At 41.6% G+C, this 25,979-nt stretch carries 21 protein-coding genes; 1 reads left to right on the forward strand and 20 read right to left on the reverse strand.

The window, feature by feature from the left end:
* The 12 genes from pbp2x to AX662_RS03955 form a co-directional block, all read right to left on the reverse strand.
* Positions 1 to 2,268: a penicillin-binding protein PBP2X gene (gene pbp2x / locus AX662_RS03905; protein WP_060971667.1), complete on the reverse strand. Its 2,268-nt coding sequence runs from the start codon at positions 2,266 to 2,268 to the stop codon at positions 1 to 3.
* A gap of 3 nt (positions 2,269 to 2,271) precedes the next feature.
* A complete protein-coding gene (gene ftsL / locus AX662_RS03910; RefSeq protein ID WP_002891750.1) occupies positions 2,272 to 2,592 on the reverse strand; it encodes a cell division protein FtsL in 321 nt (106 codons plus the stop codon).
* Positions 2,593 to 2,594: 2 nt separating this feature from the next.
* Positions 2,595 to 3,545: a 16S rRNA (cytosine(1402)-N(4))-methyltransferase RsmH gene (gene rsmH / locus AX662_RS03915; RefSeq protein ID WP_002888254.1), complete on the reverse strand. Its 951-nt coding sequence runs from the start codon at positions 3,543 to 3,545 to the stop codon at positions 2,595 to 2,597.
* Positions 3,546 to 3,658: 113 nt separating this feature from the next.
* On the reverse strand, positions 3,659 to 3,835 hold the full coding sequence (locus AX662_RS10940; protein ID WP_230318859.1) for a hypothetical protein: 177 nt from the start codon (positions 3,833 to 3,835) through the stop codon (positions 3,659 to 3,661).
* A gap of 199 nt (positions 3,836 to 4,034) precedes the next feature.
* Complete coding sequence (locus AX662_RS10945; protein WP_229040620.1) at positions 4,035 to 4,676, reverse strand: hypothetical protein; 642 nt, start codon at positions 4,674 to 4,676, stop codon at positions 4,035 to 4,037.
* A gap of 30 nt (positions 4,677 to 4,706) precedes the next feature.
* The gene (locus AX662_RS03925; protein ID WP_060971668.1) at positions 4,707 to 5,159 is read right to left on the reverse strand and encodes a Wzz/FepE/Etk N-terminal domain-containing protein; all 453 of its coding nucleotides are present in this window, start codon (positions 5,157 to 5,159) and stop codon (positions 4,707 to 4,709) included.
* A 142-nt stretch (positions 5,160 to 5,301) separates the two neighbouring features.
* Positions 5,302 to 5,700: a DUF805 domain-containing protein gene (locus tag AX662_RS03930; RefSeq protein ID WP_060971669.1), complete on the reverse strand. Its 399-nt coding sequence runs from the start codon at positions 5,698 to 5,700 to the stop codon at positions 5,302 to 5,304.
* 99 nt (positions 5,701 to 5,799) lie between these two features.
* Complete coding sequence (locus tag AX662_RS03935) at positions 5,800 to 6,192, reverse strand: DUF805 domain-containing protein (protein WP_060971670.1); 393 nt, start codon at positions 6,190 to 6,192, stop codon at positions 5,800 to 5,802.
* Between the two features lie 94 nt (positions 6,193 to 6,286).
* The gene (locus AX662_RS03940; RefSeq protein ID WP_060971671.1) at positions 6,287 to 7,537 is read right to left on the reverse strand and encodes a glutamate-5-semialdehyde dehydrogenase; all 1,251 of its coding nucleotides are present in this window, start codon (positions 7,535 to 7,537) and stop codon (positions 6,287 to 6,289) included.
* A 1-nt stretch (position 7,538) separates the two neighbouring features.
* The gene (proB, locus tag AX662_RS03945; protein WP_021146442.1) at positions 7,539 to 8,342 is read right to left on the reverse strand and encodes a glutamate 5-kinase; all 804 of its coding nucleotides are present in this window, start codon (positions 8,340 to 8,342) and stop codon (positions 7,539 to 7,541) included.
* Between the two features lie 119 nt (positions 8,343 to 8,461).
* Entirely contained in the window at positions 8,462 to 10,051 is a 1,590-nt protein-coding gene (locus tag AX662_RS03950) for a DUF4231 domain-containing protein (RefSeq protein WP_021146443.1), read from the reverse strand.
* A 2-nt stretch (positions 10,052 to 10,053) separates the two neighbouring features.
* Positions 10,054 to 10,785 (reverse strand): ABC transporter ATP-binding protein, encoded by a 732-nt coding sequence (locus AX662_RS03955; RefSeq protein WP_060971672.1) that lies wholly within the window; start codon positions 10,783 to 10,785, stop codon positions 10,054 to 10,056.
* A 274-nt stretch (positions 10,786 to 11,059) separates the two neighbouring features.
* Here AX662_RS03955 and AX662_RS03960 point away from each other — a divergent pair, with 274 nt between their 5' ends.
* Complete coding sequence (locus AX662_RS03960; RefSeq protein ID WP_060971673.1) at positions 11,060 to 11,791, forward strand: DUF554 domain-containing protein; 732 nt, start codon at positions 11,060 to 11,062, stop codon at positions 11,789 to 11,791.
* Between the two features lie 352 nt (positions 11,792 to 12,143).
* On the opposite strand, the gene addA is transcribed toward AX662_RS03960, so the two are convergent.
* The 8 genes from addA to AX662_RS04000 all read right to left on the reverse strand — a co-directional run bounded on the left by addA (position 12,144) and on the right by AX662_RS04000 (position 25,970).
* On the reverse strand, positions 12,144 to 15,797 hold the full coding sequence (gene addA, locus AX662_RS03965; protein WP_060971674.1) for a helicase-exonuclease AddAB subunit AddA: 3,654 nt from the start codon (positions 15,795 to 15,797) through the stop codon (positions 12,144 to 12,146).
* Positions 15,787 to 19,107, reverse strand: a complete 3,321-nt coding sequence (rexB, locus tag AX662_RS03970; protein ID WP_060971675.1) for an ATP-dependent nuclease subunit B — start codon at positions 19,105 to 19,107, stop codon at positions 15,787 to 15,789. The genes addA and rexB overlap by 11 nt, the downstream gene beginning before the upstream one ends.
* A 246-nt stretch (positions 19,108 to 19,353) precedes the next feature.
* Positions 19,354 to 20,727, reverse strand: a complete 1,374-nt coding sequence (locus tag AX662_RS03975; protein ID WP_060971676.1) for a GHKL domain-containing protein — start codon at positions 20,725 to 20,727, stop codon at positions 19,354 to 19,356.
* A gap of 34 nt (positions 20,728 to 20,761) precedes the next feature.
* Complete coding sequence (locus tag AX662_RS03980) at positions 20,762 to 22,072, reverse strand: hypothetical protein (RefSeq protein WP_060971677.1); 1,311 nt, start codon at positions 22,070 to 22,072, stop codon at positions 20,762 to 20,764.
* A 278-nt stretch (positions 22,073 to 22,350) separates the two neighbouring features.
* On the reverse strand, positions 22,351 to 24,090 hold the full coding sequence (locus AX662_RS03985; RefSeq protein ID WP_060971678.1) for a DUF6287 domain-containing protein: 1,740 nt from the start codon (positions 24,088 to 24,090) through the stop codon (positions 22,351 to 22,353).
* A 9-nt stretch (positions 24,091 to 24,099) separates the two neighbouring features.
* Positions 24,100 to 24,360 carry a hypothetical protein gene (locus AX662_RS03990; protein WP_002884593.1) on the reverse strand — a complete coding sequence of 87 codons (261 nt, stop codon included), beginning with the start codon at positions 24,358 to 24,360 and terminating at the stop codon, positions 24,100 to 24,102.
* On the reverse strand, positions 24,361 to 25,176 hold the full coding sequence (locus AX662_RS03995) for an ABC transporter permease (RefSeq protein WP_004183421.1): 816 nt from the start codon (positions 25,174 to 25,176) through the stop codon (positions 24,361 to 24,363). It abuts the gene before it with no gap.
* Between the two features lie 8 nt (positions 25,177 to 25,184).
* A complete protein-coding gene (locus AX662_RS04000; protein WP_002891779.1) occupies positions 25,185 to 25,970 on the reverse strand; it encodes an ATP-binding cassette domain-containing protein in 786 nt (261 codons plus the stop codon).
* Positions 25,971 to 25,979: the final 9 nt, after the last annotated feature.

The following is a 25,979-nucleotide window of genomic DNA, read 5'->3' on the forward strand; positions in this document are numbered from 1 at the left end:
TTAGTCTCCTAAAGTAATGGTAATCTTCTTAGTTTTAGACAGGGCTTTTCCTGCCGCAACACTTTGTTTGGTAACAGTCCCTGACTTGCCACCCTTGTAAGTAATTTTAATGCCCTTCCATTTGGCAAAGGTTTCAACGTTCTTCTTGGTCCAACCATACATGTCTGGAAGTTCTGTGAAGTCATTGGTCATGATAAGAATCTGTTCATTAGCCTTAATATTGGCTTTGGCATCTACAGAAACCTTCTCAATCTTATCACCAACACCCAGAACAATCGGATGAATCAAGTTTTGACGAAGGGTGTTAGCTATCTCACCTGGACTCTTACCGATAATATCGCCGGTTTGATAACTCGTTTCCTCGGTCTTTTCACTACCTTCAGACACAGAAGTATCTAGGGTGTCTCCCATAGACATGGCTTCTTCTAGGACAGGGTTAACCACCGTCGCATAAAAATTATTATCCCAGGTCTTAGGTTCCAGAACTGTTACATACATAACATATTGTGGATCATCAGAAGGAACCATAGCTACAACTGAGTTGAGCGTTTCGTTGGTCCCAACTTTATAGGTTCCTGTCTTTTCATCGGCCACTTGGGCTGTTCCTGACTTAACCGCAACATCATAGTTACCAACCTTAATGATTGGCGAACCTTCAGACTTGTTGTACATGGTACCAAACTCTGGGTCTGTACCAACAGAAATCATATAATTACGGGTCTCAGAAGCAGCCTGCTTGGAAACTGGCTTACCAATAACTTCTTTCTTAGCCGTACGAACAGTGCCTTGGTTGACATCCGCAACTTGTTTGATAAATTGAGGTTCCAGCATAACACCGTTGTTAGAGATAGCTGAAAAAGCACGAAGCATCTGAACCTGAGTCACTGAAATCCCTTGTCCAAAGGATGATTGAGCTATATTAACAGAGTTTCGAGAGACAACCCCTGAAGACTCACCAACCATCCCAAAACGGGTTGGAAGACCAAATTTGTAAAGAGATAAGTAGTTAGACCAAACTTTGTCTCCCATCTCTTGTTCCAACATGGTCATCAAAACGTTACTTGAATAAGAGAAGCCTTGAGCAAATGACATGGTTCGGCCTGACGAGATACCTTCATTAATAGACCAGTCATTGATTTCAACATCATCAACCTTGATACCGTTGGCATTGCTATAGGTCGCATTAGGATTGAAACTTCCGTTATTGATAGCCGATGACAAGAGCATGACCTTCATGGTTGACCCTGGTTCATATTGGGCCTCATAAAGTCGGTTAACCCAGTCATAACTTTTCTTGGCTTGTCCTTCGAGGGTATCAGAGTTATAGGTAGGACGTTGTGTCGTCGCAAGAATTTCACCTGTTTTTGCATTGACAACTGTCGCTGAAGCATTGACACCTTGCGTCTGCTCCATAAAGGTATCCATCTGCGTTTCTAAGAAGGTTTGGAGAGGCGCTGACAAGGTTGTATAGATGTTCTTACCATCGATAGCTTCCTTGGTAATGGTTTCCGTACCTAGAAGCGTATTACCGTTTTTATCCTTTTCATAGATGGCCTCTCCATCTGTTCCAGTCAAGAGGCTATTGAGCGAGCGCTCCAAACCAGTTTGACCAATTAAAGAATATGAGCCGTCTTTTTTATTTTCAACAGCTTCGGCACGACCAAGAAACTCTGACGCGAAGGTTCCATTAGGGTACATTCGTGACGTTGTTGCTTCAAAGGCCATCCCCTTAATTCCCGCATCTTTAAAGGCTTTTTCTAGTTCTTCTTTAACAGAGTAGGTAATTCCCTTCCCCTTTAGCCCAAAGGAAACCTGGTAGGCACCCTTAGTACGCAATTGGGCCAAGGAATCACTCTTTTCAATTCCTAGCTTATCCTTTAAAATATCAGCAACCTTGTCAAACTGACTATCTTGGACATAGAGTTTTTCTTGAGTCGCTGATACATAACTGGTCGACACGATAGCGTAAATGGCATAACTGGTTGAATCCTCAGCCAAAACATTTCCATTTCGGTCGTAAATCGTCCCACGCTTGGCAGCCACCGTGGTCTTAGTGTTATAAGATTTAGCAGCCTGGGTAGACAAATCGACACCAAACTTACTGTCTGTCCCGATAATCACCACAAAGTTGATAATAAAGACGAAAAAGATAAAGATGCTGAGAACCATAAGGTTCTGACCAACGTGCTGTCGATTCTGGGCTGGCTTTCGCCTATCCCTAACGACATAGTTTAGAAATAAATGTTTAAGTTTTCTTAATCTGTTCATTGGTTACTTCACACTCTTAATACTATCGTTATTAATAGACAGGCCTGCCTTATTAGCAATCTCTTTAATACGGTCAGAGTTAGTCAACTCATTAACCGCCTGCTTAGCATTGTTAAGCTCTGTTTTTTCATCACTAATCTTGCTATTAAGGTCTGTGATTTGTTGCTTGATAGCCTGATTACGCCCTTGTAAAAATACAACAGCGATACTCATCACAATAGCTGTCAAAACAATTGCCGAATAGAAGGCCTTTTCCATACGCGTCATAAAACGAATATGGTTTCTAATGGCTCTATTAACAATCTGATGTTCCTTATTTTCCATAATTATTTCCTGATTTTTTTAGCCACACGCAATTTAGCAGAATGCGAGCGGTTATTAGCTTCTAATTCTTCCTGACTAGGTAGGATTGGCTTACGATTAACTAAGGCCACCTTAGGCTGGAGGTCTTCAGGAATAAAAGGTAGACCTTTAGGCACATCTACCGTACTGGCTTCCTTGAAAAGCTGTTTAGTCAATCGATCCTCCAAAGAATGGAAGGTAATGACCGAAATACGGCCATCTACAGCAAGTAAATCCAAGGCCTCTTGAATAGACTCATCCGCAGCACCCAGCTCATCGTTCACTTCGATACGAATAGCTTGGAAAATTTGCTTGGCTGGATGGCCCTTCTTCTTCAATTCCTTAGCAGGCTTAGCTGATTTAATGATTTCCGCCAGTTCCGTCGTGGTCTCAATTGGTTTAACCTGACGAGCCTGTTCAATCTTACGTGCAATCTGTTTAGAGAACTTGTCCTCACCATACTTGAAGAAAATACGCACCAAATCGTTGTAAGGATAGGTATTGACCACATCGTAAGCAGTCAGACTCGCCTCCTCATTCATGCGCATATCCAGCTTGGCATCCTGTTTATAGGAGAAACCACGCTCACGCTCATCCAACTGTGGGCTAGAGACACCCAAGTCATAGAGAATGCCATCAATTTCAGACACCCCCAAGGCTTCAAGATTGGACTTGAGATTACGGAAATTATCCTTGATGAAAGTCACCATGCCCTTATCAATATAGTCCTTGAGACGCACTTGAGCATTATCAATAGCCTTTTGGTCCTGATCAAAACAGTACAAATGACCCTTTTCAGACAATTGCGACAAAAGATAAGACGAATGTCCTGCGCCACCCAAGGTCGCATCTACATAGATGCCATCGGGCTTGATATCAAGCATATCAACAGTTTCGTGTAAAAGAACGGTTACATGGTGAAATTCATTAGTCATAACTTTTATTATAGCACAAGAATGGAGAAATTGTCTCGTTCTGTAAGTTGACAGGATAGTAAAAAAGCCAGACCTGTGGTCTAACTCTTTAGTTGATATATCATCTGATAAGATTAATCCACTCTGTAAAAATAGCTTTCCTCAGATGGCACTCCATTCGTCGCTAGAATACGGTCCTTACTATTATCTCCCGCATCACTTGCATCACTAACTCCCTTAGGACAAGGCTGAATTGGAGTATTCCCAACTGGACTAGAATTAACATAAGTTAAGGTATATATACCAGACACATACTGATTGGATGAGACTTTGTCGATAAGGTAAGTAGACCCCCAGAGTTCCAACTGTCCATCCGAAGTGATGGTGATGGTCTTTCCATTTGAAGATTTCCATGTCCCTACAGCTGATTTGTAATTGCCATTTTTGAATTCATCAGGCTTGAAGGATGATGAATTTGTTTGAATTTGTGACGACGTTCTAAAGTTAGTATTAGTTTAGATCCTTCCAATCCCAATTCGAAAAATCAGCCTTCTCTGCACCCGAATCACTGTCATCTTTTATAAGAGACTGGCCATCACTACTAAAGTGGTAGCCAGAACCACCACCAGCCATAGCACCAGCACTACCATAGTAGCTAAAGGTGTTATCCATGAGGTAGGCCAATGTCATACGCTCACCCAACATGCCCAGTTGTGGACCTTCTGTCAGACGAATAACCTGATCACTATCCTTAGAGATAGTGTAAATATCCGTAATCATATGCTCTTTAAAAAGTTTCCCCGGCTTAAAAGCAAGAATCAACTCATCAACACCATTACCATCCAGATCACGGTAAGTATAGACCGTTGAGGCAGGACTTGTTTGAGAATTAGCATAGGTAACAACGAGAGAATTAAGCGAGGCATCCGTTTGATTGTTGGCCACAGCCGTTTGGTACTTACTAATGATGCTATCATAAGCAGAGGTATCTACCTTTTTCTCTTGACTAGAGCTTTCACTACTACTTGATTGTGACTGTTCTACTGATGAAGTTGAAGTCGTCGAAGTCAAGCCATTTTGCTGGTTTGAACAAGCAGCCAATAGTACTAAACTAGATAATCCTGTTACTAATACTAAAACTTTATTTTTCATTTCTAATCCTAAATTCCTTTTCTCTAACCCTTATTCTGTTGTCCCAGAGCTAACATCTGCGCTGTAGGCAGGTGCTGTATAGCTTGAAGACTCACTATGTGACTCTGTATAAGTTGTTGGTGGCACATAGTTATATTGGGGCGCTTGATAAGTCTCTTGTGATGAAGATGGTGTTGGCGTTGACGCTACCGCAGGAGTAGAGCTTGCCTCTGTCTGACTAGCTGCTTCTACCGTTGAGCTTGATGATGATTCGCTCGAAGACTCACTCGAGGTTGAAGAAGATGACGAAGAGCTAGAGCTCGATGATTTGGATGACGCCTTGGGTTTGCTAGACGATGACTGCTTAGTACCAACCTTGACTTGGACCTTTGCATGATTGTGTGCGGGCTGCAAAAAGACAATTGCCAAAGCCAAAAGAATAGCCGGTAGGGTAAATGCCAAAATAAGGTAACGTTTTTCTTTTAATTGACGAAGTAGTTTCATAGAGTATTCACATTTCTTAAATATATTTTTAGTATCGATTAGTCTCAGATAAGATTATATCAGAAATATTAAAATGTGCAACATTAACATAAAACTTTTTTTGACATTAGAAAAACCAACTCAAAGAGTTGGTTGATTGTCATTATTGCTGTGGGTTATCGACGTTGTTGACTGGCACTTCTACTTTTGTTGGTTGACATAATAGAAAAATGAAGATAAAAATACCGACAAATGGGATTAAAGGAATAAAAATATACGGCCAATTATAGCCAGCATCACGTAAACGACGAACCGTTAGAGCAATACCAGGTAAAACCGCAGCAACACCATAGGCAAAAAAGATAAGTAGTAAAATAACACCAATAGTAAATAAATCGCTTGATCCTGTTTCAGCTACCATTCTTTCAAACACTGCTAGGAGCAAATACCAAGTAAAGAAAATCAATAGATGTGCCGAACATGCAAACCAGTAATCTGAAGGTGTTGAACGGCCCTTAAAATCAACATAGCCCTTCCAAAATTTTTTGTAGGCTTCAATCATAATAAAATCCCCCTTTTTTATGATACTCCCAGTGTAGCAAGAGAAGGGAAGATTGACAAATCAACTAAAAAACAGCCTCGCAAGGCTGTTAAGTCATTATTATTGTGGTGGATTATTGAACTGGTTGAAAGGAAATTCTACTTTTGTGGGTTGACAAAACAAAACCAACAGTACGATATCACCTATAACAGGCGCATAGCTTAAGAAAATCAATGCCCAATGAAAACCAGCATCACGCAAGCGACGCACCTGAAGGGCAATAGATGGAATATAGTTAGCAAAGAAATATAGCATTGCAAGCAAATACAATAATATAAAAATAATATGATAATGACTATTCGGACTATCAAAAACAGTTACAACTATAACTATGCTAAATAAAATGATAGTTACTATAGTATTTGCTAAAACTGCCAACCAATAGTCTGAGCGAGTTGAACGTCCTGTAAAATCGACATAGCCCATCCAATACTTCTTATAAGCTTTAAACATGGCAAAATCTCCTCATCCTTGATACTACCAGTATATCAGAAGACCTGTCGTCTAGCAAACCAACTAAAAAAGCTCCTTCATGGAGCTTTATGGGTTATTCTCTAATTTGTCCTTGTCCGTTAATATAGAACTTGGTTGAGGTTAGGGCCTCAAGTCCCATTGGGCCACGGGCGTGCATTTTTTGGGTTGAGATTCCGATTTCAGCACCCAGTCCAAAGACGAAGCCGTCTGTGAAGCGGGTTGAGGCATTAACATAGACAGCTGCAGCGTCAACATCATCTTGGAATTGCTCCGCACGACTGATATCCTGAGTTACGATAGCCTCTGAATGCGATGTCGTGTAAGTATTAATCCATTTAATAGCCTCATCAAGGCTGTCTACCACTTTAACAGACATAATATAGTCAAGAAACTCTGTCGCAAAATCTTCAGGTGAAGCGGGTACAGCTTTTTCCATAAGTTTCAAAGCCCTTTCATCCGCACGGAACTCAACAGACTGAATTTTTGAAATAGCTTTTTCCAAGTTAGGCAAGAAGTCTTCCGCAATATCAGCATGAACAACGAGAGATTCTGCAGCATTGCAAACGCTTGGTCGCTGTATTTTGGCATTGATGACAATCTGTGTCGCCATATCTAAGTTAGCATATTTATCCACATAAATATGACAGTTACCAACACCCGTTTCAATGACTGGAACCTTGGCTTTTTCTTTAACCGTTTGGATGAGACGAGCTCCACCACGAGGGATGAGCAAGTCTACATACTTAGTCGCCGCCATGAGTTCTTCTGCTACCTCATGAGAGGTATCTTCAACCAGCTGAACGGCATCTGCTGTGATACCCGCATTTTCCAAAGCCTTACGAGCTACTGTAACCAAGGCCTTGTTGGAATTGATGGCATCACGTCCTCCACGAAGAATAATGGCATTATTGGTTTTAAAGGCAAGGCTAAAGGCATCGATTGAGACATTGGGACGGCTCTCAAAAATCATAGCGATAACACCCATAGGAACACGCTTTTGAATGATTTTGAGACCATCCAGATTCGTATAGCCACGAACTACTTGACCGATTGGGTCCTGAAGATCTGCCACCTGACGGACACCCTCAGCAATCCCTGCGATACGGTCTTCCGTTAAGAGCAAGCGATCTTGCATAATCTCTGAAATACCATTTTCCTTGGCATTGGCCATATCCTTAGCATTTTCAGCGATAATATAGGCACTCTCAGCTACTAGAGCTTTAGCTACCTGATTTAGAAGGTCATTTTTAGCTGCTGTTGATAATTTAGCAATCTGACGACCCGCCACTTTGGCCTGCTGGCCCAATGTATCAATATGTGTCATATTAGTCCTCCTGTTTAAAGAGTGTACCGATTTTGGCTCCTTCTAGGACACGAAGAATGTCACGCGGATTTTCACCATTCATTAAAACCATTTGGCTTTGATTTTCAAAAACCATCTGGGCTGACTTAATCTTACTCATCATACCACCCGTACCAAATTTACTACCAGCACCACCAGCTGAGGCTAGAATTTCCTCTGTAATCTCTGGTACATAGCTACGAAGGGTTGCATCTTCATAGACATTTGGGTTCTTATCGAAGAGCCCATCAATATCTGACAACATAATGAGTAGGTCAGCACCAACAATCTTAGCTACGATAGCTGACAAGCGGTCGTTGTCCCCAAACTTAGTCGCATGGTCCATTTCATCTACGCTGACAGCATCATTTTCATTAACAACTGGAACAACTCCAAGCTCAAAGAGGCTTTCAAAGGCATTGATGGCATTGGCCAAACTCTCAGGATACTCGACCACATCACGGGTCAAAAGAAGCTGAGATACCTTGGTTTGGTAATGTGAAAAGACCTGAGAATAAAGGCTCATCATGGCCACCTGCCCTACACTTGAGACAGCCTGTTGCTTACCAACCTCTGCTGGGCGCTTCTCAAGATCTAGGACATTAAGACCAAATCCCATAGCCCCAGAGGATACGAGGACAACCTCAATTCCTTTATTATGTAAGCTAGAAATCACAAAAGCTAGCTGATCGATTTTTTCAAGATTAATTTTCCCTGAAGGCAAAACCAGGGAGCTAGTCCCGATTTTGATAACTAGGCGTTTTACTGAGTCAAAATTTCGTTTCATGTTTATGATTATACACTAAATTCAGGTATTTTAACATATATAATGCATAAGTTTACATATTAAAGATTTTCAGTAAAAAAGAATCCCTCCAATCGGAGAGACTCTTTAAACAGTTTGTTCTAGGCAAAAAATATGGCTCTAATACGTTTCCAACGTCTGCGGTCAACAAAGAGATAAACGATTAGGGCAATTAAAGCTATAAGCCCAGATACTATAGCGTTGACTACTAGGGCAATCCAGAACTTACTTGCAAAGAAGACAATACCTCCTAGCAAGGCAGCGATGAAAATTGTAAGAATAAAGATACCCATATAGAGCCACTGTCCGCCACCCCGATTGAAGAGCTGAGTGACTTCCTGCCAATTCACTTCCAATAATTTAAGGTCACGTTCAAAGAAATAGCCACCTACAAGATAGGTTGTTACGAGAAAACCAAGAGCGAAACTTGCCACCAAAATAGGATGGAGATGTGCAAGGAATATTAAACCAAGTCCTCCTAGTAAGAGGGATACACCGACTTGCAAGCCATAGAAAATCCAAAACTTTTGACGAAGATAGTCACCCGTATTGATTGGCAGGCTACGGATAAAGTCAAAGTTTGTTCCCTCTAAGGAAGTTGCCACCCCAAGAAAACTTGTTGGTTGCGCTGAAAAGAAACCAAAGGCAATTCCGACTAAAAGCATGAGCCCGAAATAGTCTGGACCTAAATCTTTCAAAAAGAACGCACCTCCGCCCAGCATGATCATATATAATACTGGTACCACATAGGTATTGATAATGAGGGTTGAGTTTCCCAAAGTAGATAAATGATGGCGAACCAAGACCTGTCTTTGACTTCGAGTAACAACTTTTACCTGAGTCTTTCTAGCCTTTTTGTTATAAATGGCTTCGTGGAAATAACGAGGCATTCTGACTTTATAAAACCAAAGACCCAAGATAAGCACTGAGATAAGAGGAAGATAAAAATTTAGTAGAGCCTCCGGAGATAGAGGAGCAGCTACCACATCATAGTAACCTCTTAGATAAGGCAACAAAGGAAAATCGATATGTCCAGCACCCTTAACATAACCATTAAGAAAACCAACCATCATGATAGGGAACATAATCAATAGGGTTGACAGGGTCATCAAAATAGTCGAATAGAGCTTTTGACGAGAACTGCGAACAATCAGCGTTCCAACACTATTAGACAGAATCACTGAAAAAACGAGATTGATAAAGAGAGAAACGATAAAGGATAGAAACCCCACGACTATCCCCAGCGGGCCAATAAATTGCCAGTAAGCTAGAATGAGAAGACTAAGGATAGGTACCATGAAGGTCATCCCAACCATAGAACCTGACAAGGTCTTGGCCAAAAAGACTTCTGATGGCTTTAAGGGAAGAGGCAGATAAGCCTTGCTATCCTTACTATCGTAAAAGGTACTATAGAGAGCCGTAAAAGTCTGGAGAAGCCCCATGACTGAAAATGTCAAAAGATAGAGGGTTAAGACTCCAGGATTGGCCTTATAATCGACACCTACAAAAAGATAGCTATAAACAACCGTAAAAATAATTAAAATCAAGAGTTGTTGTCTAAGCATGGCATTAACGATGGAGAAATTAGCCTTTTTCTTTTTCTCCTGACGTTTCTGTAGGTTAGTTACTGCTTGAGGATTTGCATAGAGGAGATTAATTTTAAAAAGCTCCCAAACATGGTTCCAGTTCATGACTACACCTCCTCGATCTTACGTCCAGCCATTTCCAGATAAATGGTTTCCAAATCCTTGTCAGGGTACTGAGACTTAAGTTCAGCTAGAGACCCTTGGAAGATGAGTTTTCCTTTCTTCAAAATAGCAATACGATCACAGAGCTGCTCAGCTACACTTAGAACGTGGGTTGAAAAGAGCACACTATTACCCTCCTTAGCATGGTTACGCATGGCTTCTTTCAAATCATAAGATGCCTGTGGATCCAGACCAGTCAAAGGCTCATCCAAAACCCAAATCTGCGGATTAACCAGAAGAGCACCGATAACGACAACCTTCTGACGCATACCGTGAGAGAAGGAAGAAATGAGGTTATAGCGACTTTCCGTCAAGTCAAAGATAGCCATGAGATTAATCAAACGTTCCTCAACCTGACTAGCTTCCAAATCATAGATACGTGTCAAAAAGTACCAATAGTCATTAGCAGTTAAATTTAGAAATAAGTCTGGTGAATCTGGCACATAAGCGATTTTTTTCTTGATAGCATCACGATGTTGGCTGAGGGCCATATCATCGACATAAACTTCACCGTAGCTAGCTTCAATGATAGACGTCAAAATGGAAATAGTTGTGGTCTTACCAGCCCCATTGTGACCAATCAGACCAAAAATCTCCCCATCTCGAATCTCGAGGTTAAGATCTGAGAGAGCATCCTTATCTTCATAACGTTTCGTTACGTGTTCAAAACGAATCATCTTTTATCCTTTCTTGAGAATCTATTTAACAATAGCCTCATTTTACACTTTATATTAGATTGTAAATTAGAGTTGTTGCCTTGTTTTTTATGAACAATACTCTAATAATATCGGCAATGGTTTTAGATAAGACTATCTCCTTACCTTCTCATTTATTGTATCATTTCAAAGGTACAATTTCAATAAAACGTTTGTAAAAACGAGACAATTTTGCATTCGGTCTTTGATAATGCTAAACTTATAGTATTTAAAACAAATAGGAGGAAAATCACTGGTGCCAACTGGAATTATCATCAACTCGCTATCAATTATCCTAGGAGGAATCGCTGGAGGTCTCTTTGGCGACTATCTTAGAGAAGACTTCAAGGAGAATCTTAACCTTATCTTTGGCCTAGCCTCTATGGTAATGGGGATTAGCGCTATTATGAATATGGTTAATATGCCTGCGGTTATCTTTGCGGTAGTTATCGGTACCATCATTGGGCTGGCCCTAAAGTTTGGAAACCTCATCAACAAGGGAGCTGGGCTTATGGAAAAAGGCTTGTCCAAGATTACACCAAGCAAGCAAACAGGGTTAGCTCACGATGAATTTTATGCGCAACTCTTGACAGTTATCGTCCTTTTTTGTGCCAGTGGTACAGGAATTTACGGGAGTCTTGAGTCTGGGATGACAGGCGATGCTTCTATCTTAATTTCTAAATCTATCCTAGATTTCTTTACGGCTATGATTTTCTCTTGTAGTCTAGGCTACATCGTCTCCATGATTGCCATTCCACAATTTATCGTTTTCTTCCTCCTCTTTGTGAGTGCTGGTTTCATTCTCCCTCTAACAACAAAAGCCATGATTGGAGACTTTAAGGCTTGCGGGGGCTTCCTCATGATTGCGACCGGTTTTCGTATTATGAAACTGCGTCAATTCCCAACAGCAGATATGATTCCAGCCATGATTCTGGTTATGCCTATTTCCTGGGTCTGGGTCAATTGGGTGGTTCCTTTAATTAGTTGATATTAGGATTAAAATAAACTAAAACCGTCAGTCTCATGCTGACGGTTTTTGTCTCTATTTATTGCTATTATGGATTCTAACTATTAAAAATTAGTAATATTTGTGGTGGTTAATTCTAATTTTTCTAACCTTGTTTAGACTGAGATGAGTTTGTTATAATAGCCCTTGTAGGCCCAAGCAACCTACAAGATACTTTTTTTCATAACTATTTCCATCCTCTAATATTTTAACGAACTTACAATACTGATGGAAATCTATCGAAAAGACTGGTGTGTGCACACCGGTCTTTTTTGGTGGGATTAAGACACAAAAAAACCACTCTTTCACTATGAAAGAATGGTTAGGCTATAGCTTATACTTCTACGACTTCCAAGTCTTTTCCACCTAGGAGAATAAGGTATTTATCAATCTTATCTATTTGATAGGCTTGGCTGAGTGCTTTAGCATAGAGGCTCATTTGCCCTTTGTAACGTTCCTTAAGCTCACCAGGTTGAGTGAAGCGGTCTGTCTTATAGTCAAAGAGGACAATACGGTCTTCAAGAAGAAGGTAGCCATCGATGATACCACGGACGACAAAGTCTTCCTTACTAGCCGGGTCTTCTGCCAACATGGCAAATGGCGCTTCGCGACGCAACTTATCACGGTTAGCTAGAATGAGCTTCCCAAGTTCGGTGTCAAAGAAGCCTAGTAGCTTTTCTAACTGCAGGCGCGCCTTGACTTGATCATCTGCCGATACTCGACTCAAGGCCTGTGTCAAATCTTGGAGGGTCACCTTGTCAGAAAGACTCAAGCGTTGCATGAGTTCATGGGTGGCTGAACCAACTGCAGCTCCAGTGACCTTCGTTTTTTGCCCAAAATCTGGAAGCTCAAAGCTAGTGGATGTCTCAAGAGGTTGCACTTCCTCTTTCTTGTCCATAATATCCACCCCTTCGGTATCCATGACAGGTTCGTAGAAGGCTTTGAGCTGGCTCGGCGTACGCACAGATGGCAGGTCAATCGCTGGTGCATAAAGTTGGTTGAGCTTTTCAACACTTTCTAAGACAGTTAGGGCACGTTTAATGTCTTCCGTCTGGCGATTGTTAGATAGATCATCAGCATCTACTGCTGCTTTAACTTCAACCTGACCAATAGCCTCTGGGGTCAAGTCTTCAGACTCAACAAAGCGAACAGTAAACTTGAGATCCTTTCTCATAAAGGCAGTATCCAAAGCCATAACCCAATCCTGATAAGTGGCGATTTGGTCACGGAGAGCTACTGGTAGGCGATTATTTTCGACATCCGTGCCAAATTGCTGGGTTAATTTTTCCTTACTACCCTTACCAACTAGGTAGAGTTTTTTCTCTGCACGAGTCATTGCAACATAGAGCAGACGCATCTCTTCTGAGATACTTGCTCGACGCTCTTCCCTACGATTTTCCTGGAAGGTTAAGGTCTCTAAAACAACATTTAACTTGGGCAAATTGGTGTTTATCTGGTCTTTAAGGTCAGCTAGGTACTTAATGCCAAGTCCTTTTTCACGGTTGATAATGTATTTACCACTTAGTCCATCCTTGCTGTGACCAATGAACTTGCGATTCATCTGCAAGACAAAGACATACTTGAACTCTAGTCCCTTGGACTTGTGAATGGTCATGAGGCTAACGGCATTTTTGGGAACCAAGTCTGTTACTTCCTCTAGGTCGTTACCGCTAGAAATGATCTTATCAATCATACCAATAAAACGAGAAAGTCCCTTAAAACCAGTCTTTTCATAGGCATTGGCACGCAAGGCAAGGGCGTAGAGATTGGCCTGGCGTTGCTCAGCTCGTGGAAGACTGCCAACATAATCATAATAGAAACGATCGTCGTAAATCTTCCAAATGAGGTCGTAGAGCGAGTGCCACTTACTGTAATCACGCCAATCTGCCAGAGTCTCAGTGAAAAGAGTCAACTTGGCATCAAGTCCTTGTGTGACAACTTCCGGATGAAGCCCTGTTTTAGTGCAAGCTACAAGAAGTTTATCATAGAATTGTCCTTCGTCAGCCTGGACAGCAATACGAGCCAAATCATCCTCGTTGAAATTAAACATCGGTGAACGAAGGAGGGCAACGAGGGCATAGTCATTAAGAGGATTATTGATGGCACGAAGGGTATCCAACATAATCATAACTTCTAGCGACTCTAGGTAGCTTGACTTGTACTCGTCAGGAACCAAAGGAATTCCGTGCTCCTCGAAGCTTGCCATCAAGTCCAGATAGGTGTTGCGGGTTGGTGCTAGGAGGGTAATGTCCTCAAAACGTACACCCTGCTCGTGAAGTTTGATAATTTCTTTGATAACCAAGGAAATCTCACCACTACTGATAGGTTGATCAGAACCATCCTCGTCAGGAGTCACACTTGCTTCATCACTATTGTAAATCAGAACCTCAGTCTCATTTTCAGGATGGGGCTCTTTTTGCTTCTCGCTACCTGCTACCAACATATGCGTCTTGTCATAAAGGATATCTCCGATTTCCTGATCCATGAGGTGGCTGAAAACACCATTAGTCGCATCAAGAACCTCAGATTGGCTACGGAAGTTCTCTTTAAGGAGAATTAGCTTACCTGCATCTGGATTTTCAAGGAAAAGCTGGAACTTGCCATTAAAAATCTGAGGATCCGCCTGACGGAAACGATAGATGGATTGCTTGATATCTCCCACCATGAATCGGTTGTGACCGTTAGAGAGGAGCTCCAACATGCGTTCTTGAGTATGGCTATTGTCTTGATACTCGTCTACCATTACTTCATGGTAACGGTCACGGTAGCTGGCTGCCACCTCTGGATTTTCCTCCAAAATACGGATGGCAAAGTGGGCAATATCTGAGAATTCAAAGGCATTTTCCTGAATCTTGGCCTGTAAATACTGGTCTGAAAAATCAAGCACAAAGGCCTGAAGCAGCTCTAACAGAGGTAGGATGTCATCATTATGCTTGGTCAAAACCTCGAGGACCGTTAGTTGGGTATCAATCTCACGCAACTGGGCCACAAACCCATTTTTGGTCTTGTTGTAAGCTTCCTTGTAGGCCTTGAGTTCCTCGTCTTTAGGACGGGTCATATTTGTCAAGCCAGTCCCTCCTGACAGAGTCAAGAGTTGTTTGAGCAAGTCCTCCATATCGGTTTGGTCATTGGCCAAGGCTCCCTCCAGAAGGCTAATGGCATCTGACACATTATTCAGATACTTGGCCTTGGCAAATTCACGCTGAGCTAGGCCTAAATGGTCTCTTAAGAAGGCTAAGAAATCAGCTAACAAGCCATCTTTGAGACCCTCTAAAAGCTCAACTTTAGCCTTGTCTGGCTTGGCATCGGTCTGCCCTTTTAAGAGATTCTGACGTAGCCATTTTTCAGGACCTGCAGTAGCCTGAGAAAAGTTATAGACATCGTAAACTAGATCACGGAAGGCCTTACTAGTCTTACCATTTCCAGCGAAGTTGCGGACCAATTTTTGGAAAAGTTGGGCATCCTTCCCTTGCATGTAATCATTGAAAAGATCGGTATAAACCTCATTTTTCATAAGCGTCTGCTCAGCAGGGTCTGTCATGATGCGAAAAATAGGTGACACACCCAGGAGATAGCCATACTGATTGACCAATTTCTGGGTGAAGGCATCCATGGTTCCAATATCAGCCGTCCCAATTTTGGCAATCTGGTCTGAAAGAAAGACACGCTCTTCATCCGTCTCAACTTGTCCCAACTGCTCTGTCAGACGCTTTTCCAGACGCTCTTTCAACTCACCTGCAGCCTTTACCGTAAAGGTTGAGATAAAGAGTTGATCAATACCAACGCCACGTCCAATCATATCAAGGATACGCTCAACCATGACAAAGGTTTTTCCTGATCCGGCCGAAGCTGACACAAGAATATTGCTACCATTACTGTAAATGGCTTCAATCTGCTCAGGTGTTAACTTGCGTTCCTTGTCAGAAGCTGCTTCTTGGGCAATGCGTTCCTTAATCTCTGTTGGACTTAAAAAAGCTTTAGTCAACATGGTTGTCCTCCTGATCTTTTTTGTTTGCTGTCACAGCTTGATTAGTGACAAGAAAGGGGATGATATTTTCAGCAACTTGCATCTGATTCTTGTCCTCGTCTTTTGTCATCAGCTCCAAATAGGCTTCCTTCTTGCCCTTACTTGGTAAACGCAAGAGTTTACGAGCCTGTCCCATGTGGCGGTCGGCCTCAAAATGAGTAATAGCCTTGATTTGATCCCCTTGAACAGACTTGCCATCCTCGGTATAAGGATTGACCGCAAAATTCCCACTTCGAATAATCTCAGCAGCATCTGTAAAGAGCTTAATATTGTAGTCTAACAAGGTTTCTAGGTCCTCCTTGTCATAGGTGACAGTCTTTTGTAAATCATAGTTTCCACCAGCCAGATGCTCTGTTTCTGAAGCTACAAAGAGCCCCTTATAGGTCAATTCCTTATTAGCCTGAGCTGCTAGCTTATCCAGACCAAACTGGACTAGGTTAAGTTGTGGGTCCTGCATGTGGAGATACATGGCACCAAAAAGCTGGTCAGCATCGACCTTATAGGTTTGTCGAAGGGCCTCCAGATAGGTCACCAATTGCGGACTGAGGCCATTGTAGAATTTCTGAATGTCAAAGACATTTTTACCTGATTTGTAGTCAACGACACCCAGAGCCCCATCCGTTAAACGGTCCACACGGTCAATAATCCCTGTAATTTTGATGCTATTTGCTAAAAGCAAGTCAAACTTGGCTTCCTCACGCTCAACTTTAACGGCCGCATTGTCACGCAAAACACTGGCAGTTGAACGGGCGATATCTTCCAAGATCTGACGAGACAAGCGACTCTCTTGGTCCTCGGTATAGAGAATTTCAAAGGGTTGTTCCTGATTGGTCTGAGCAATAGCCTTTTCTAATTTATCATCGAAGTTTTCTGACGAAGAATCACCCATCACACGCTCAAAGACACGGTGTAAATAAGTCCCGTGATGTCGAGCATCCGGATGAATAGACTCCAACTCTTCAAGTCCCAAGACATAACGCAAGAAATAAAGATATTGGTTGTTATAGAAGGTCGTCAGAGCCGAGGCTGATAATTTTAGTGGTTCTTCCCCCGGAAAGACCAGCTGCATGACCTGATCATCCACCTTGGTCGTCGTCACATCGTCAATCACATTTGGAATCAAGACTTGGTCCTTATCAAGTCGCTTACGGAGATAACGGACAGCAACTGACCAGAACGTCTGCGTTTCCTTGTCCAAATCAGCATCTAGATGGCTGCTGTTAAGGGCAATGACAGTCGATAGGAGGTCCTTGTAGTTCCCAATCTGGTCACCCTTAGCCTCGAAACGATTACGTCCCTTTTCAACCAGAGGAAGACCAAGGTCAAGAAGTTCCTTCAAATAAACCGACATATCATCTTGACTCTCATTGAGAATTTGTGGCTGACTAAGCACCAATTGTTCACTAGCCGCATTGAAAAGCGACATAGCCACAAAATGCCCCCGCTGACTATTACTCTGCGTAACAATATCCAAACTCCTATGCTCATCCGTCGCCTCATTGATACGACTACGCTCCTCATCAGACAGGAGACTCTTATTTTGCCCAACCTTTGGAAAATGCGACTGAGTCATGCCTAAGGCAAAAACATAAGGAGCTGAATGTGGTTGAATCAAATCGTATTTCTTCACATTGACCACATCAACAGTGGCTGGAACCGTACGGTAATCACAGGCCAACATTCCCGAACGCAAAATGGACAAAAAGTCGTCCACTGACAGCGTTTCTTCTCCAAAAATAGTCTCAACCTGCTCCAAGAGTTGGGTGAAAGACTTCCAGACCTGTTCATTCTGCTCTTTTTCAGCTTCACTGGCCTTGACAGTCAAAGCAGCCATCTGATTTGGCACTTGTACAGCCCCTAAAAAGACCGCAAGTTTCTTAAGCAGACTAGAACCCTTTTGTTTGCGACTGTTAAGCAACTTGTCCAAGGGCTCTACCAGTTGTGAGCGCAAGGCATTAAGCTGGTCTAAATCATACTTATCACGACTATTGGCCGTAAAATCAGACAAGAACTTGTGACGCCCCTTGATATCTGCAAAATTGACATAATACTCAAAAAGGTCTAAGTCCTCTTGAGTAAAACCACCATAGAGACCGGATTTTACGAGATTAAGCAAATCCTCAGCACGATAATTATAGCGCTTGATACGCTCTAGCGAATCCACAAACTGCACTAAAGGATGGCTAGACATGGTTTCTTCCTTACCGAAATAATAGGGAATATCAAATTTTCGGAAAATCTGACCCACCTGAAGCTTATAACTCTCCTCATCACCAAGCAGGACCAAGATATCCTTGTAGCGCTTACCATCCGCCAGCAACTGACGAATACTCTTGGCAACCTGAGCCACCTCTTCCTTTTGGTTGACCACTTCCCAGACCTGCAAGGCTTGCTTGTCTTGATCAGTAACCTTCTCATCTACCGTACTAAAATCATGACGGCTCTCCAAAAGACGACTAATACGTGCAAAAGAAGGATTGCCCTCTTTGTCTGTCGTCACGTAGTCAGGTGTCACCTTATAAGTCTGAGCCAAAGTCTTCAGAAAATCCACTGAAGCCTGATAAACATTGCCATAAACAAAGTTAGCCTTATAAGCTTTTTGACTGGCATAGGTCCCAATGACAATCTGGTGGCACTTATCATTCAAGAGTGCAACCAGTGCTTCCTCCTCGGCAGAGAAACGCGTAAAGCCATCAATGACCAAAACCGTGTTACTCAAGGCCTTATCGAGGTGGCCTGAGGTAATCTCCTTGAAGAAGGCACTGAGTTTTGATTGATTGTCGAAATCTCCCGCCAACAGGAGATCCTGAGCCGCACTGAAAATCCTTACCAAATCCTCTTGTTTCTCCGCCTGATCCAAATGCTGCAAATCCAGAACTGTCATATTAGCCTGCTGCAATTCTTTGTAAAGGTCCACCAATTGATTAATAAAGTTACTATCCTTGCGTAAACGACCATAAACCTTAAGCTCATCATCGCCCATATGTGACAAGACCTTATAAAAAATCATGGCCAGACCAGCATCATCCAACTGAGTTTTTGGGTTACTCGTATTGAGAATAAAGTACCTAGCCATCTGAGTAAAACGAGTCACCGTAATCTCAAAGGACGCTGACTGAGGCAGGTATTCCAAGACCTTACGCTCCTTCTCAAATGATAGGGCATTAGGGGCAATATAAAAGACCCTCTTTCCCTTTTGAGCATAGCTAGTCGCCTGCTCCGTCAGAATTTCAGTTAAATCCTGAGACATATCCGTATAAAGTAATTTCATAAGACGTCCCTTTCTTGTCTCTACACCAGTCGTTAGGCTAAGCAAGTCGTCATTCACTTAGCTCTAAGAAGCACTAATCCTTGCTATTATAACACAGAATGAAGCAACAATCAGACTCCTCCCTCACCCCTTCCTCCTCCGATGTCCTAAGCTTCGGACATAAGCATAAGCTCAACAGCAAAGAGCCCTACTTTATGGATCTGTAACGAAAAAAAGAGCCAAATCCTTTGATTTAGCTCTATCTATTTATTTAAAAATCAATTCCTGTTTGAAGAGGTAATCACCACTGCTTGTAATCAGATTGGCATCACTATACTTCCTAAGAATATCCTTGGCTGAGTGAAGGTTAAGACCAGAGGTCTTCTTCTGATTTTCTTCCTGCATAATAGCATCAAGGTCAACTTTTTCTTCTTGCGTCCTATTTTCCATGACGAAATGGTAACTCCCATCCTTATCATGACGATGAAAACTAAAATTGATTTGACTGGCAGGCACCTGCTTACTCTCATCAATCGCATTACTAAAGAAAATGGACACCAGCAAGGTCAAGTCAACCACGTTCATGGTAAAGCCTGAAATCTCCTCAGGAATATCACAAGTCACTGGAATATTACTACGTTTAGCCTCCATCATACGAGCCGAAAGAAGACTACGTAAGGGCAAGGATTGAATATTTTCTAGCTTAGGATTATCAATGACACGGAAACGTTCAAACTCCTTGGCACTCTCTCTAAGAACATTCTGATACACCTGTTCAGCAAGGGCCTCTTCCTGGTCACGCACTTCCTCTGAAAATTGTTCCACAACCGTCTGATAAGACTGTCTGTATTGTAACAATTCATTGTAGAGAAGATCAATCTTTTGGTTGGCCTTGGTCAAACTATTCAAATGCCGTTTTTCCTCCATGGCCAAACTCTCTTCCAAATACTGCCTAGACAGTTGATTAAGATGAGCAACTAGGAAAATAAAGGCCACCGCAGACAAGAGAACCCCTAACATACGAAGTCTCAATTCCAAATCTAAAGAATAACCAGGTAACCAGTCATCTAAATTCATACTGAGAAAGATTCCCAATAAATAAGTAGCCATGGCTAAGGCAGCTCTTCTAGAAATCTGGAGGTTATGGAAAGAGTCATCACTATAGACCTTCCAACGCTTCAAATCCAAGCCCAAGAAACGGTCAAAAACAAAATAAAGTGGCAAAATCAAACCGTAAGATAAGAGATAGAAAAGTGCATTAGACCCCACCTCAGCTACAGGGAGATTTAAGAGAAGGGGAATAAAGAAGAGCCCCAATAAACGATAAAGCAAATCTGATGTCACCACTGGAAACAAGGTATGAAAAGCATACTGCGTTACCGTCCAAGTCTTTCCTTTAGCCAGAATAGCCAAAACCATCAGAATAAAGACATCTGTAATCATGTTCATACTCTTAATATTATACTGAAGGACCACATCTAGCAGGGCTAAGGTCAGAAACACCGTCCAGGAGATACGAATGTCTGTCATTCGTTTGAAAATAGCACAGTTTATCGTCAGCGTTATAATAATCTGAATGGCTAGAAAGGCATCTGTATTATAGAGATTTAAAAAATTTATTCCCAAAAACGATTCAAACATCGAATCTCCTTTCTATATATTTTTTACAAGTTGTTTAGTATTCAAATTGCTGTCTATAGATGAACTTATCATTCTTAAAGCTAAGTTTAGACTGAGGGTAACGCTCCATAATATCTTCGAGCTGTTCATTGATTGACAGATGATTCTCGTACGCCTTGTGAGGTGCCTCAGCACTGTCTTGCGAAAGGGTTGTCTCTACAGAGAGGACCTGAACCTCACCACTTTGGTAATAAGACAGACGAACTAAGCTATTTTCTTGCCCATGAGCTCTCAATAAGGCATTGTCCAAGAAGGTCGTTAGGACAGCTGATAGATCCACTATATCAATATGGGATGGGGATATAGGGTCTGGAACCTCCATGATAAAATCAATCCCGACAGCATGAAACTCCATATACTTACTCTCAATGACGGAACGTAACAATTGAGAAAGCAGGTTGGGAATATCTGGCATAACCTTGCTGAAGGGAACTTCTTCCTCAGATAGGTTTTGACTGTCTCCCTCTTGACTAGTAGCCAGAACAGTCTTGGCCTTCTTAGGTACAACGACCTTAGGCACTCCATCACGGTATAACTCCTGATAAAGATGGAGGATATGCCTACTAGATTCCTGTAAGCTCTGGAAATGACGTTCCTGCTCCTCTTTCAACTCCAGAAAAAGTTCATCCTTTATCCACTGATTGGCATAGGAAACAACGATAAAGAAGGCTCCTGTTGCCAATAGAACGGCCAACTTAGCATAATTGTTAACCACTTCCACAGGCCAGATACTAGCAAAGTAAGGCATGAATTCATTTAAAAGCCCATATGAAAGAAAGGCAAAGCTAACCCCAATAACAATAGGGGTGAAGTGTATGCGCAAGCGCTCCTTTTCCTCGACCTGCAAATATTCATAACCAATAAAACGGTGAACCAAGAGGTAAATAGGATAGGTAACTACCACACAGATAAACTCCGTTAAAGATTCTGGAATACGGCTAGTCAAGTCGGCTCCCAAAAGTAAAGGAAAGACGATTAATGACAAGCCCCGTATAATGATATTAGTTGTTCCCCAGGCATAAAAGCTATTAAATACCGGCTCTATCCATGGCAAGTCTGGACGTTTGTAATAACTAAAACAAAATAATATGAGAGGATTAAGTAAAAATTTGAATCCCATAGGAAGAAGGGGAGTCAAAACAACTGACAAAAGACCACCTAATAAAAGTAGCCTCCAAGAAATCTTGACCCTACCAGCTGCATGAAACATCAGATAATTGACAAAGAAAATCAAGAGTGTGTCTATAGATACTAGCCAATGAAAATCTTTAAAAACAGCAAATAGCGATTCAATAATAAAAGTCATTCTTTTCCCCCTCTCCCTTTAATCTGATTTAAGAAACTTCCTCAAAAATCCCCTAGGAAGCCCTTTTTACAACACTACTCATTATATAGCTTTTTGTAAGTTTTCACAATAATTAAATTTCTAATAAAGTCTATAATACCTCTAAGAATCCATTTATTTATATAAGATGGACTTACTATTAAATTAAAGTTACAAATGTAACATAAAAAGTTGAGATAATTTTATCTCAACTTTTAGGTTATAACATTACTTTTTTAAGACTTTCACCCTTGACAGGTCTAGTCAGCCTTATAGTAGAATTGTTTAGCGTCAGATTGTGGCGATGCTGACTGAGTGACCAAAATACGGTCTTTAGTATTATCTGAACCATCCACAAATCCCTGAACTGTCGGAAGTGTAACTCCCTTTGGAATAAAGAGAATTGCTGCTCCAGAAATACCCATTCTTAAACTTGATGTGAGATAGCCATTCTCAAGTTTAACATTCGAATTTTCAACAACATAATTTTCAGGAGCTGTTAAATTGTCCTTAGAAAATGTCAAACTTAAGCCATTCCCATTCTTCCAAGTCCCTTCGAGGCTTTGGAAGTTATTATCCTTGATAGCATTAACATCCATGCCTGTTTGATCGGTCTTGGTTTCCGTTTTTGATTCTGTTTTGGCCTCTGATGAGCTTGATGATGACTCTGATGATTGTGAAGAACTTGAAGATTCTGAGCTATCAGACGTGCTAGCACTAGAGTAATGCTTGAGCAGCTCTTGGTAAGCCTCTTGCATGTCATCTGGTGCTACCTTATAGGTCTGAACAGCCTTCTTATCGTAATTGCCCTTCCAGTAGTTAGTTACATAATAAACAGTACCATTAGAGCCTAGAACGATTTGGTAAGAATCCTTATCTTGGTCAACCAAATCCTTATAAAGCTTGTTATAGCCATTATAATTGCCACCAGTTTTATCATCAGCTGAAAAGTCCTTAAAGAGGGCTTTTTGTTCAGCAGCATCGTCTTCATACATAGCATGTTTCTTATCCTTCAAGGTATAAAGACGGAAGGATGATGTTGGGCTATAGTCTGCAGTCTTACCACTATTGTCATTAATCCCTAAAGCAAAGGAATCAACCGTGTTTTTATAGTCCTTGAAATCATAGTTTGAGACTTCCTTACCATTGATGATACCACTCGGAACACCAGTAATATGTTCATAGCCATCCGCATTGATGAGATTAGCAAGGATGGTAATCGTTTGGCTGCTATCTTTTTCCTTAGGTGCCTTAAATGAAAGGAAGGTTGGACTACCATCATTGACCTTAGTGATACTGTCAAAACTGCTTTGAACTAAAACAGCATCCTTGGCATAATCAGACTGATAGAGCCATTTCCGAAAAGCTTCCGTGATAGACTTAATGTCCTCAGTCGAATAGTCTGCAATATAAGTGGTTTCCTTATCACCATTGACATCGGTCTTAGTCTTGATATCTGCATTTGGCTTATTTGGATCGTTAGAAGACGACTCTGAGCTTGCGTCGCTACCAGAGGATGAACTACTTGATTCCAAAATATCCTTAATAATGCTTTTAACTTGGCTACTTGAAGAACTAGACGAAGCCTCGCTAGACTCAACGACTTCAGAACCTCCCTCAACCTGAGTATAGGTGTTTGAGTCAGTCATTTCAACCTTTGCATCTCCTCCAGGCACCATACTTGGTGTGATACGGATAGTACCGTCTGAGTTGCCGTTAGTTCCAGCCAACTTAAAGCTCAAAGAACGGTCTTCGCCGGCTTGGGCATTAGCCTGATAAGTATCACCTGTCTCCGTATTTTTGACTTCGTATTTGTCTCCCTTGATTTTACGAACTTCAAAACGCACCTTGTTCCCGGTATTCTTATCGACAACGGTTGTGGCATAAACTCTTGAAGACGATGTGAAAGCCGTGCTCTGAGTATATTTTCCAAGTACCATGAAGACCAAAAAGACAATCAAGGCCAAACCGATAAACTTTTTATGTTTAAACTGTTTCATGAGGTCCTCCTAGATAAATAGATAGCCTACAACATAGCCAAAGAGAGCAATACAAATCAAGAGCAAAATTTCCAAAACTAAAAACCAGCTAAACTTGAGATCTCCCAAACCAACCTTAGACAAGACTTGTCTGAATTTAGAATTTTTCTGTCTGCTCAAGCCACTAGAAAGAGCAAAACCAGTCTTAGCAGCTTCTGCGACTTCCTTATCACTTGGCTTGCGACCATGCTGCACTTGGAAGTCAATCAGCCATTCATCATATTGTTGCATTTATTTCTCCTTCTTCTGAAGTGTGACGAAAAAGAGTAGGGCATAAACGAGGCAATGAAGCACCAAGGCCCACCATTGTCCCCAGAATTCGCCTGTAGACCCTTGAAAGGCCTCCAACTGGCTCTTAGGGACTGGGACTCCGTACTTAGCCAAGCTCGATGGCAAGTCTGACAAGTCACTAGAAATCCCAAAAAGCTTGTGGCCATAACCAAGATAGATAAATTTTTGTACCCAATCAATGGCTTTTGGCAAAGACAGGATAGTTCCCGACAATGAAAATTGCATGATACCCACAACGACTGCTAGGATAACAGAGGTAATCTCAGATTTGCCAACCAAGGCTGAGATAAAGAGGGCAATAAAATGCGACGCCAAGAAAACCAGGAGCACTGTAATCCCAACTTCCCAACGGTAGGAACCAAAAATATGACCAGCATCTGGAAATTCCTTGTCAAAGAACTTACTAAAGACAGAGTAAGATAGGATAAAGACAATGGTTTCCAAAACAGCAAAGAAGGCGTGAATCCCCATACTAGCCAAGGCGAAGGCTGAACGACTCAAACCTGAGAAAAAGTCACGGTTGAGGACCGAGCGTTCCTTAGAAATATAAATACTGTTTTGAACCACAATCAAGAGACTGGTTGAGAAAAGCAAGAGAAAGAGGGTCATTCGAGTTGTTTCGAAATCTTTCAAAAATCCCTTGTCTTGGATATAAAGGATCAAGCCTTCGAAAGCGACAATGCCCAGAAGTACCTTCACAAAATCCATGTAGTGGTGTTTAAATTTATACCAACTTAATCGTAATGCTGCGTTCATAAGTCTCCCTAAATCTTGTAAATACGTGTTGAAGCATTGAGCTCTTGATAGACATCTGCGATATTCATATCCATATATTTACGAATCATATAAGGATCGCTAGTCTTGTATTCCAAAAGCAACTCTTCATAGGTTCCTGCAAATGTCGGACGTCCCTTAGACAAGAAGATAATCTTGTCAAAAATAGCCAAATTTTCTGTATTGTGAGTAATAACCACAATAGACTTGTTAGCTGATTTAGCCAAGATTTTCAAGGTACGTAAGAGATTACGGTCACTAAGGGCATCCAAGCCTGAAGACGGTTCATCAAGAATAAAGTAGGGACTAGGGCTAAGAAGCTCGATACCAATAGATACACGACGTTTTTGCCCACCAGAAAGCTCTGAAATCTTCTTGTTTGCAAATTCCGTCAACCCTAAATCATCCATGATGCCTGCAATGCGATGCTTTTTAGTCAGCTTACCACTCCCTTTCAGATGGTGGTCCGCATAAAAATCAAAGGTCTCAGATACCTTGAGGTACTCACGTAGGAGATTTTGTTGGGGTACATAGGACCAAGAGCGTGAACCCGCAGTCACAGGTTTACCATTTTCTAAAATACGAAATTGTTGGCAAGTCGGTTTAAGCTGGCCTAGGAGAATCTCTGTTAAAGTTGTTTTCCCTGAACCAGAAGCACCCAAGATACCGACAACTTGGCCAGTCTCCATAGTAACATCCAAATCTGTAAAGAGCTGGTTATCATTTCCCTTATATTTGAAACAGATATGTTCAAATGTTAATTGATTGGTTTCCATTAATATCTC

It is taken from the genome of Streptococcus sp. CCH5-D3 (assembly GCF_001556435.1).
In the GTDB taxonomy this organism is placed as follows: Bacteria; Bacillota; Bacilli; order Lactobacillales; family Streptococcaceae; genus Streptococcus.

Bases quoted from the DNA above. Each gene is read 5' to 3' on its own strand.
- pbp2x (WP_060971667.1), bottom strand. From the start codon at position 2,268: ATGAACAGATTAAGAAAACTTAAACATTTATTTCTAAACTATGTCGTT.
- ftsL (WP_002891750.1), bottom strand. From the start codon at position 2,592: ATGGAAAATAAGGAACATCAGATTGTTAATAGAGCCATTAGAAACCAT.
- rsmH (WP_002888254.1), bottom strand. From the start codon at position 3,545: ATGACTAATGAATTTCACCATGTAACCGTTCTTTTACACGAAACTGTT.
- AX662_RS10945 (WP_229040620.1), bottom strand. From the start codon at position 4,676: ATGAAAAATAAAGTTTTAGTATTAGTAACAGGATTATCTAGTTTAGTA.
- AX662_RS03925 (WP_060971668.1), bottom strand. From the start codon at position 5,159: ATGAAACTACTTCGTCAATTAAAAGAAAAACGTTACCTTATTTTGGCA.
- AX662_RS03930 (WP_060971669.1), bottom strand. From the start codon at position 5,700: ATGATTGAAGCCTACAAAAAATTTTGGAAGGGCTATGTTGATTTTAAG.
- AX662_RS03935 (WP_060971670.1), bottom strand. From the start codon at position 6,192: ATGTTTAAAGCTTATAAGAAGTATTGGATGGGCTATGTCGATTTTACA.
- AX662_RS03940 (WP_060971671.1), bottom strand. From the start codon at position 7,537: ATGACACATATTGATACATTGGGCCAGCAGGCCAAAGTGGCGGGTCGT.
- proB (WP_021146442.1), bottom strand. From the start codon at position 8,342: ATGAAACGAAATTTTGACTCAGTAAAACGCCTAGTTATCAAAATCGGG.
- AX662_RS03950 (WP_021146443.1), bottom strand. From the start codon at position 10,051: ATGAACTGGAACCATGTTTGGGAGCTTTTTAAAATTAATCTCCTCTAT.
- AX662_RS03955 (WP_060971672.1), bottom strand. From the start codon at position 10,785: ATGATTCGTTTTGAACACGTAACGAAACGTTATGAAGATAAGGATGCT.
- addA (WP_060971674.1), bottom strand. From the start codon at position 15,797: ATGTTGACTAAAGCTTTTTTAAGTCCAACAGAGATTAAGGAACGCATT.
- rexB (WP_060971675.1), bottom strand. From the start codon at position 19,107: ATGAAATTACTTTATACGGATATGTCTCAGGATTTAACTGAAATTCTG.
- AX662_RS03975 (WP_060971676.1), bottom strand. From the start codon at position 20,727: ATGTTTGAATCGTTTTTGGGAATAAATTTTTTAAATCTCTATAATACA.
- AX662_RS03980 (WP_060971677.1), bottom strand. From the start codon at position 22,072: ATGACTTTTATTATTGAATCGCTATTTGCTGTTTTTAAAGATTTTCAT.
- AX662_RS03985 (WP_060971678.1), bottom strand. From the start codon at position 24,090: ATGAAACAGTTTAAACATAAAAAGTTTATCGGTTTGGCCTTGATTGTC.
- AX662_RS03990 (WP_002884593.1), bottom strand. From the start codon at position 24,360: ATGCAACAATATGATGAATGGCTGATTGACTTCCAAGTGCAGCATGGT.
- AX662_RS03995 (WP_004183421.1), bottom strand. From the start codon at position 25,176: ATGAACGCAGCATTACGATTAAGTTGGTATAAATTTAAACACCACTAC.
- AX662_RS04000 (WP_002891779.1), bottom strand. From the start codon at position 25,970: ATGGAAACCAATCAATTAACATTTGAACATATCTGTTTCAAATATAAG.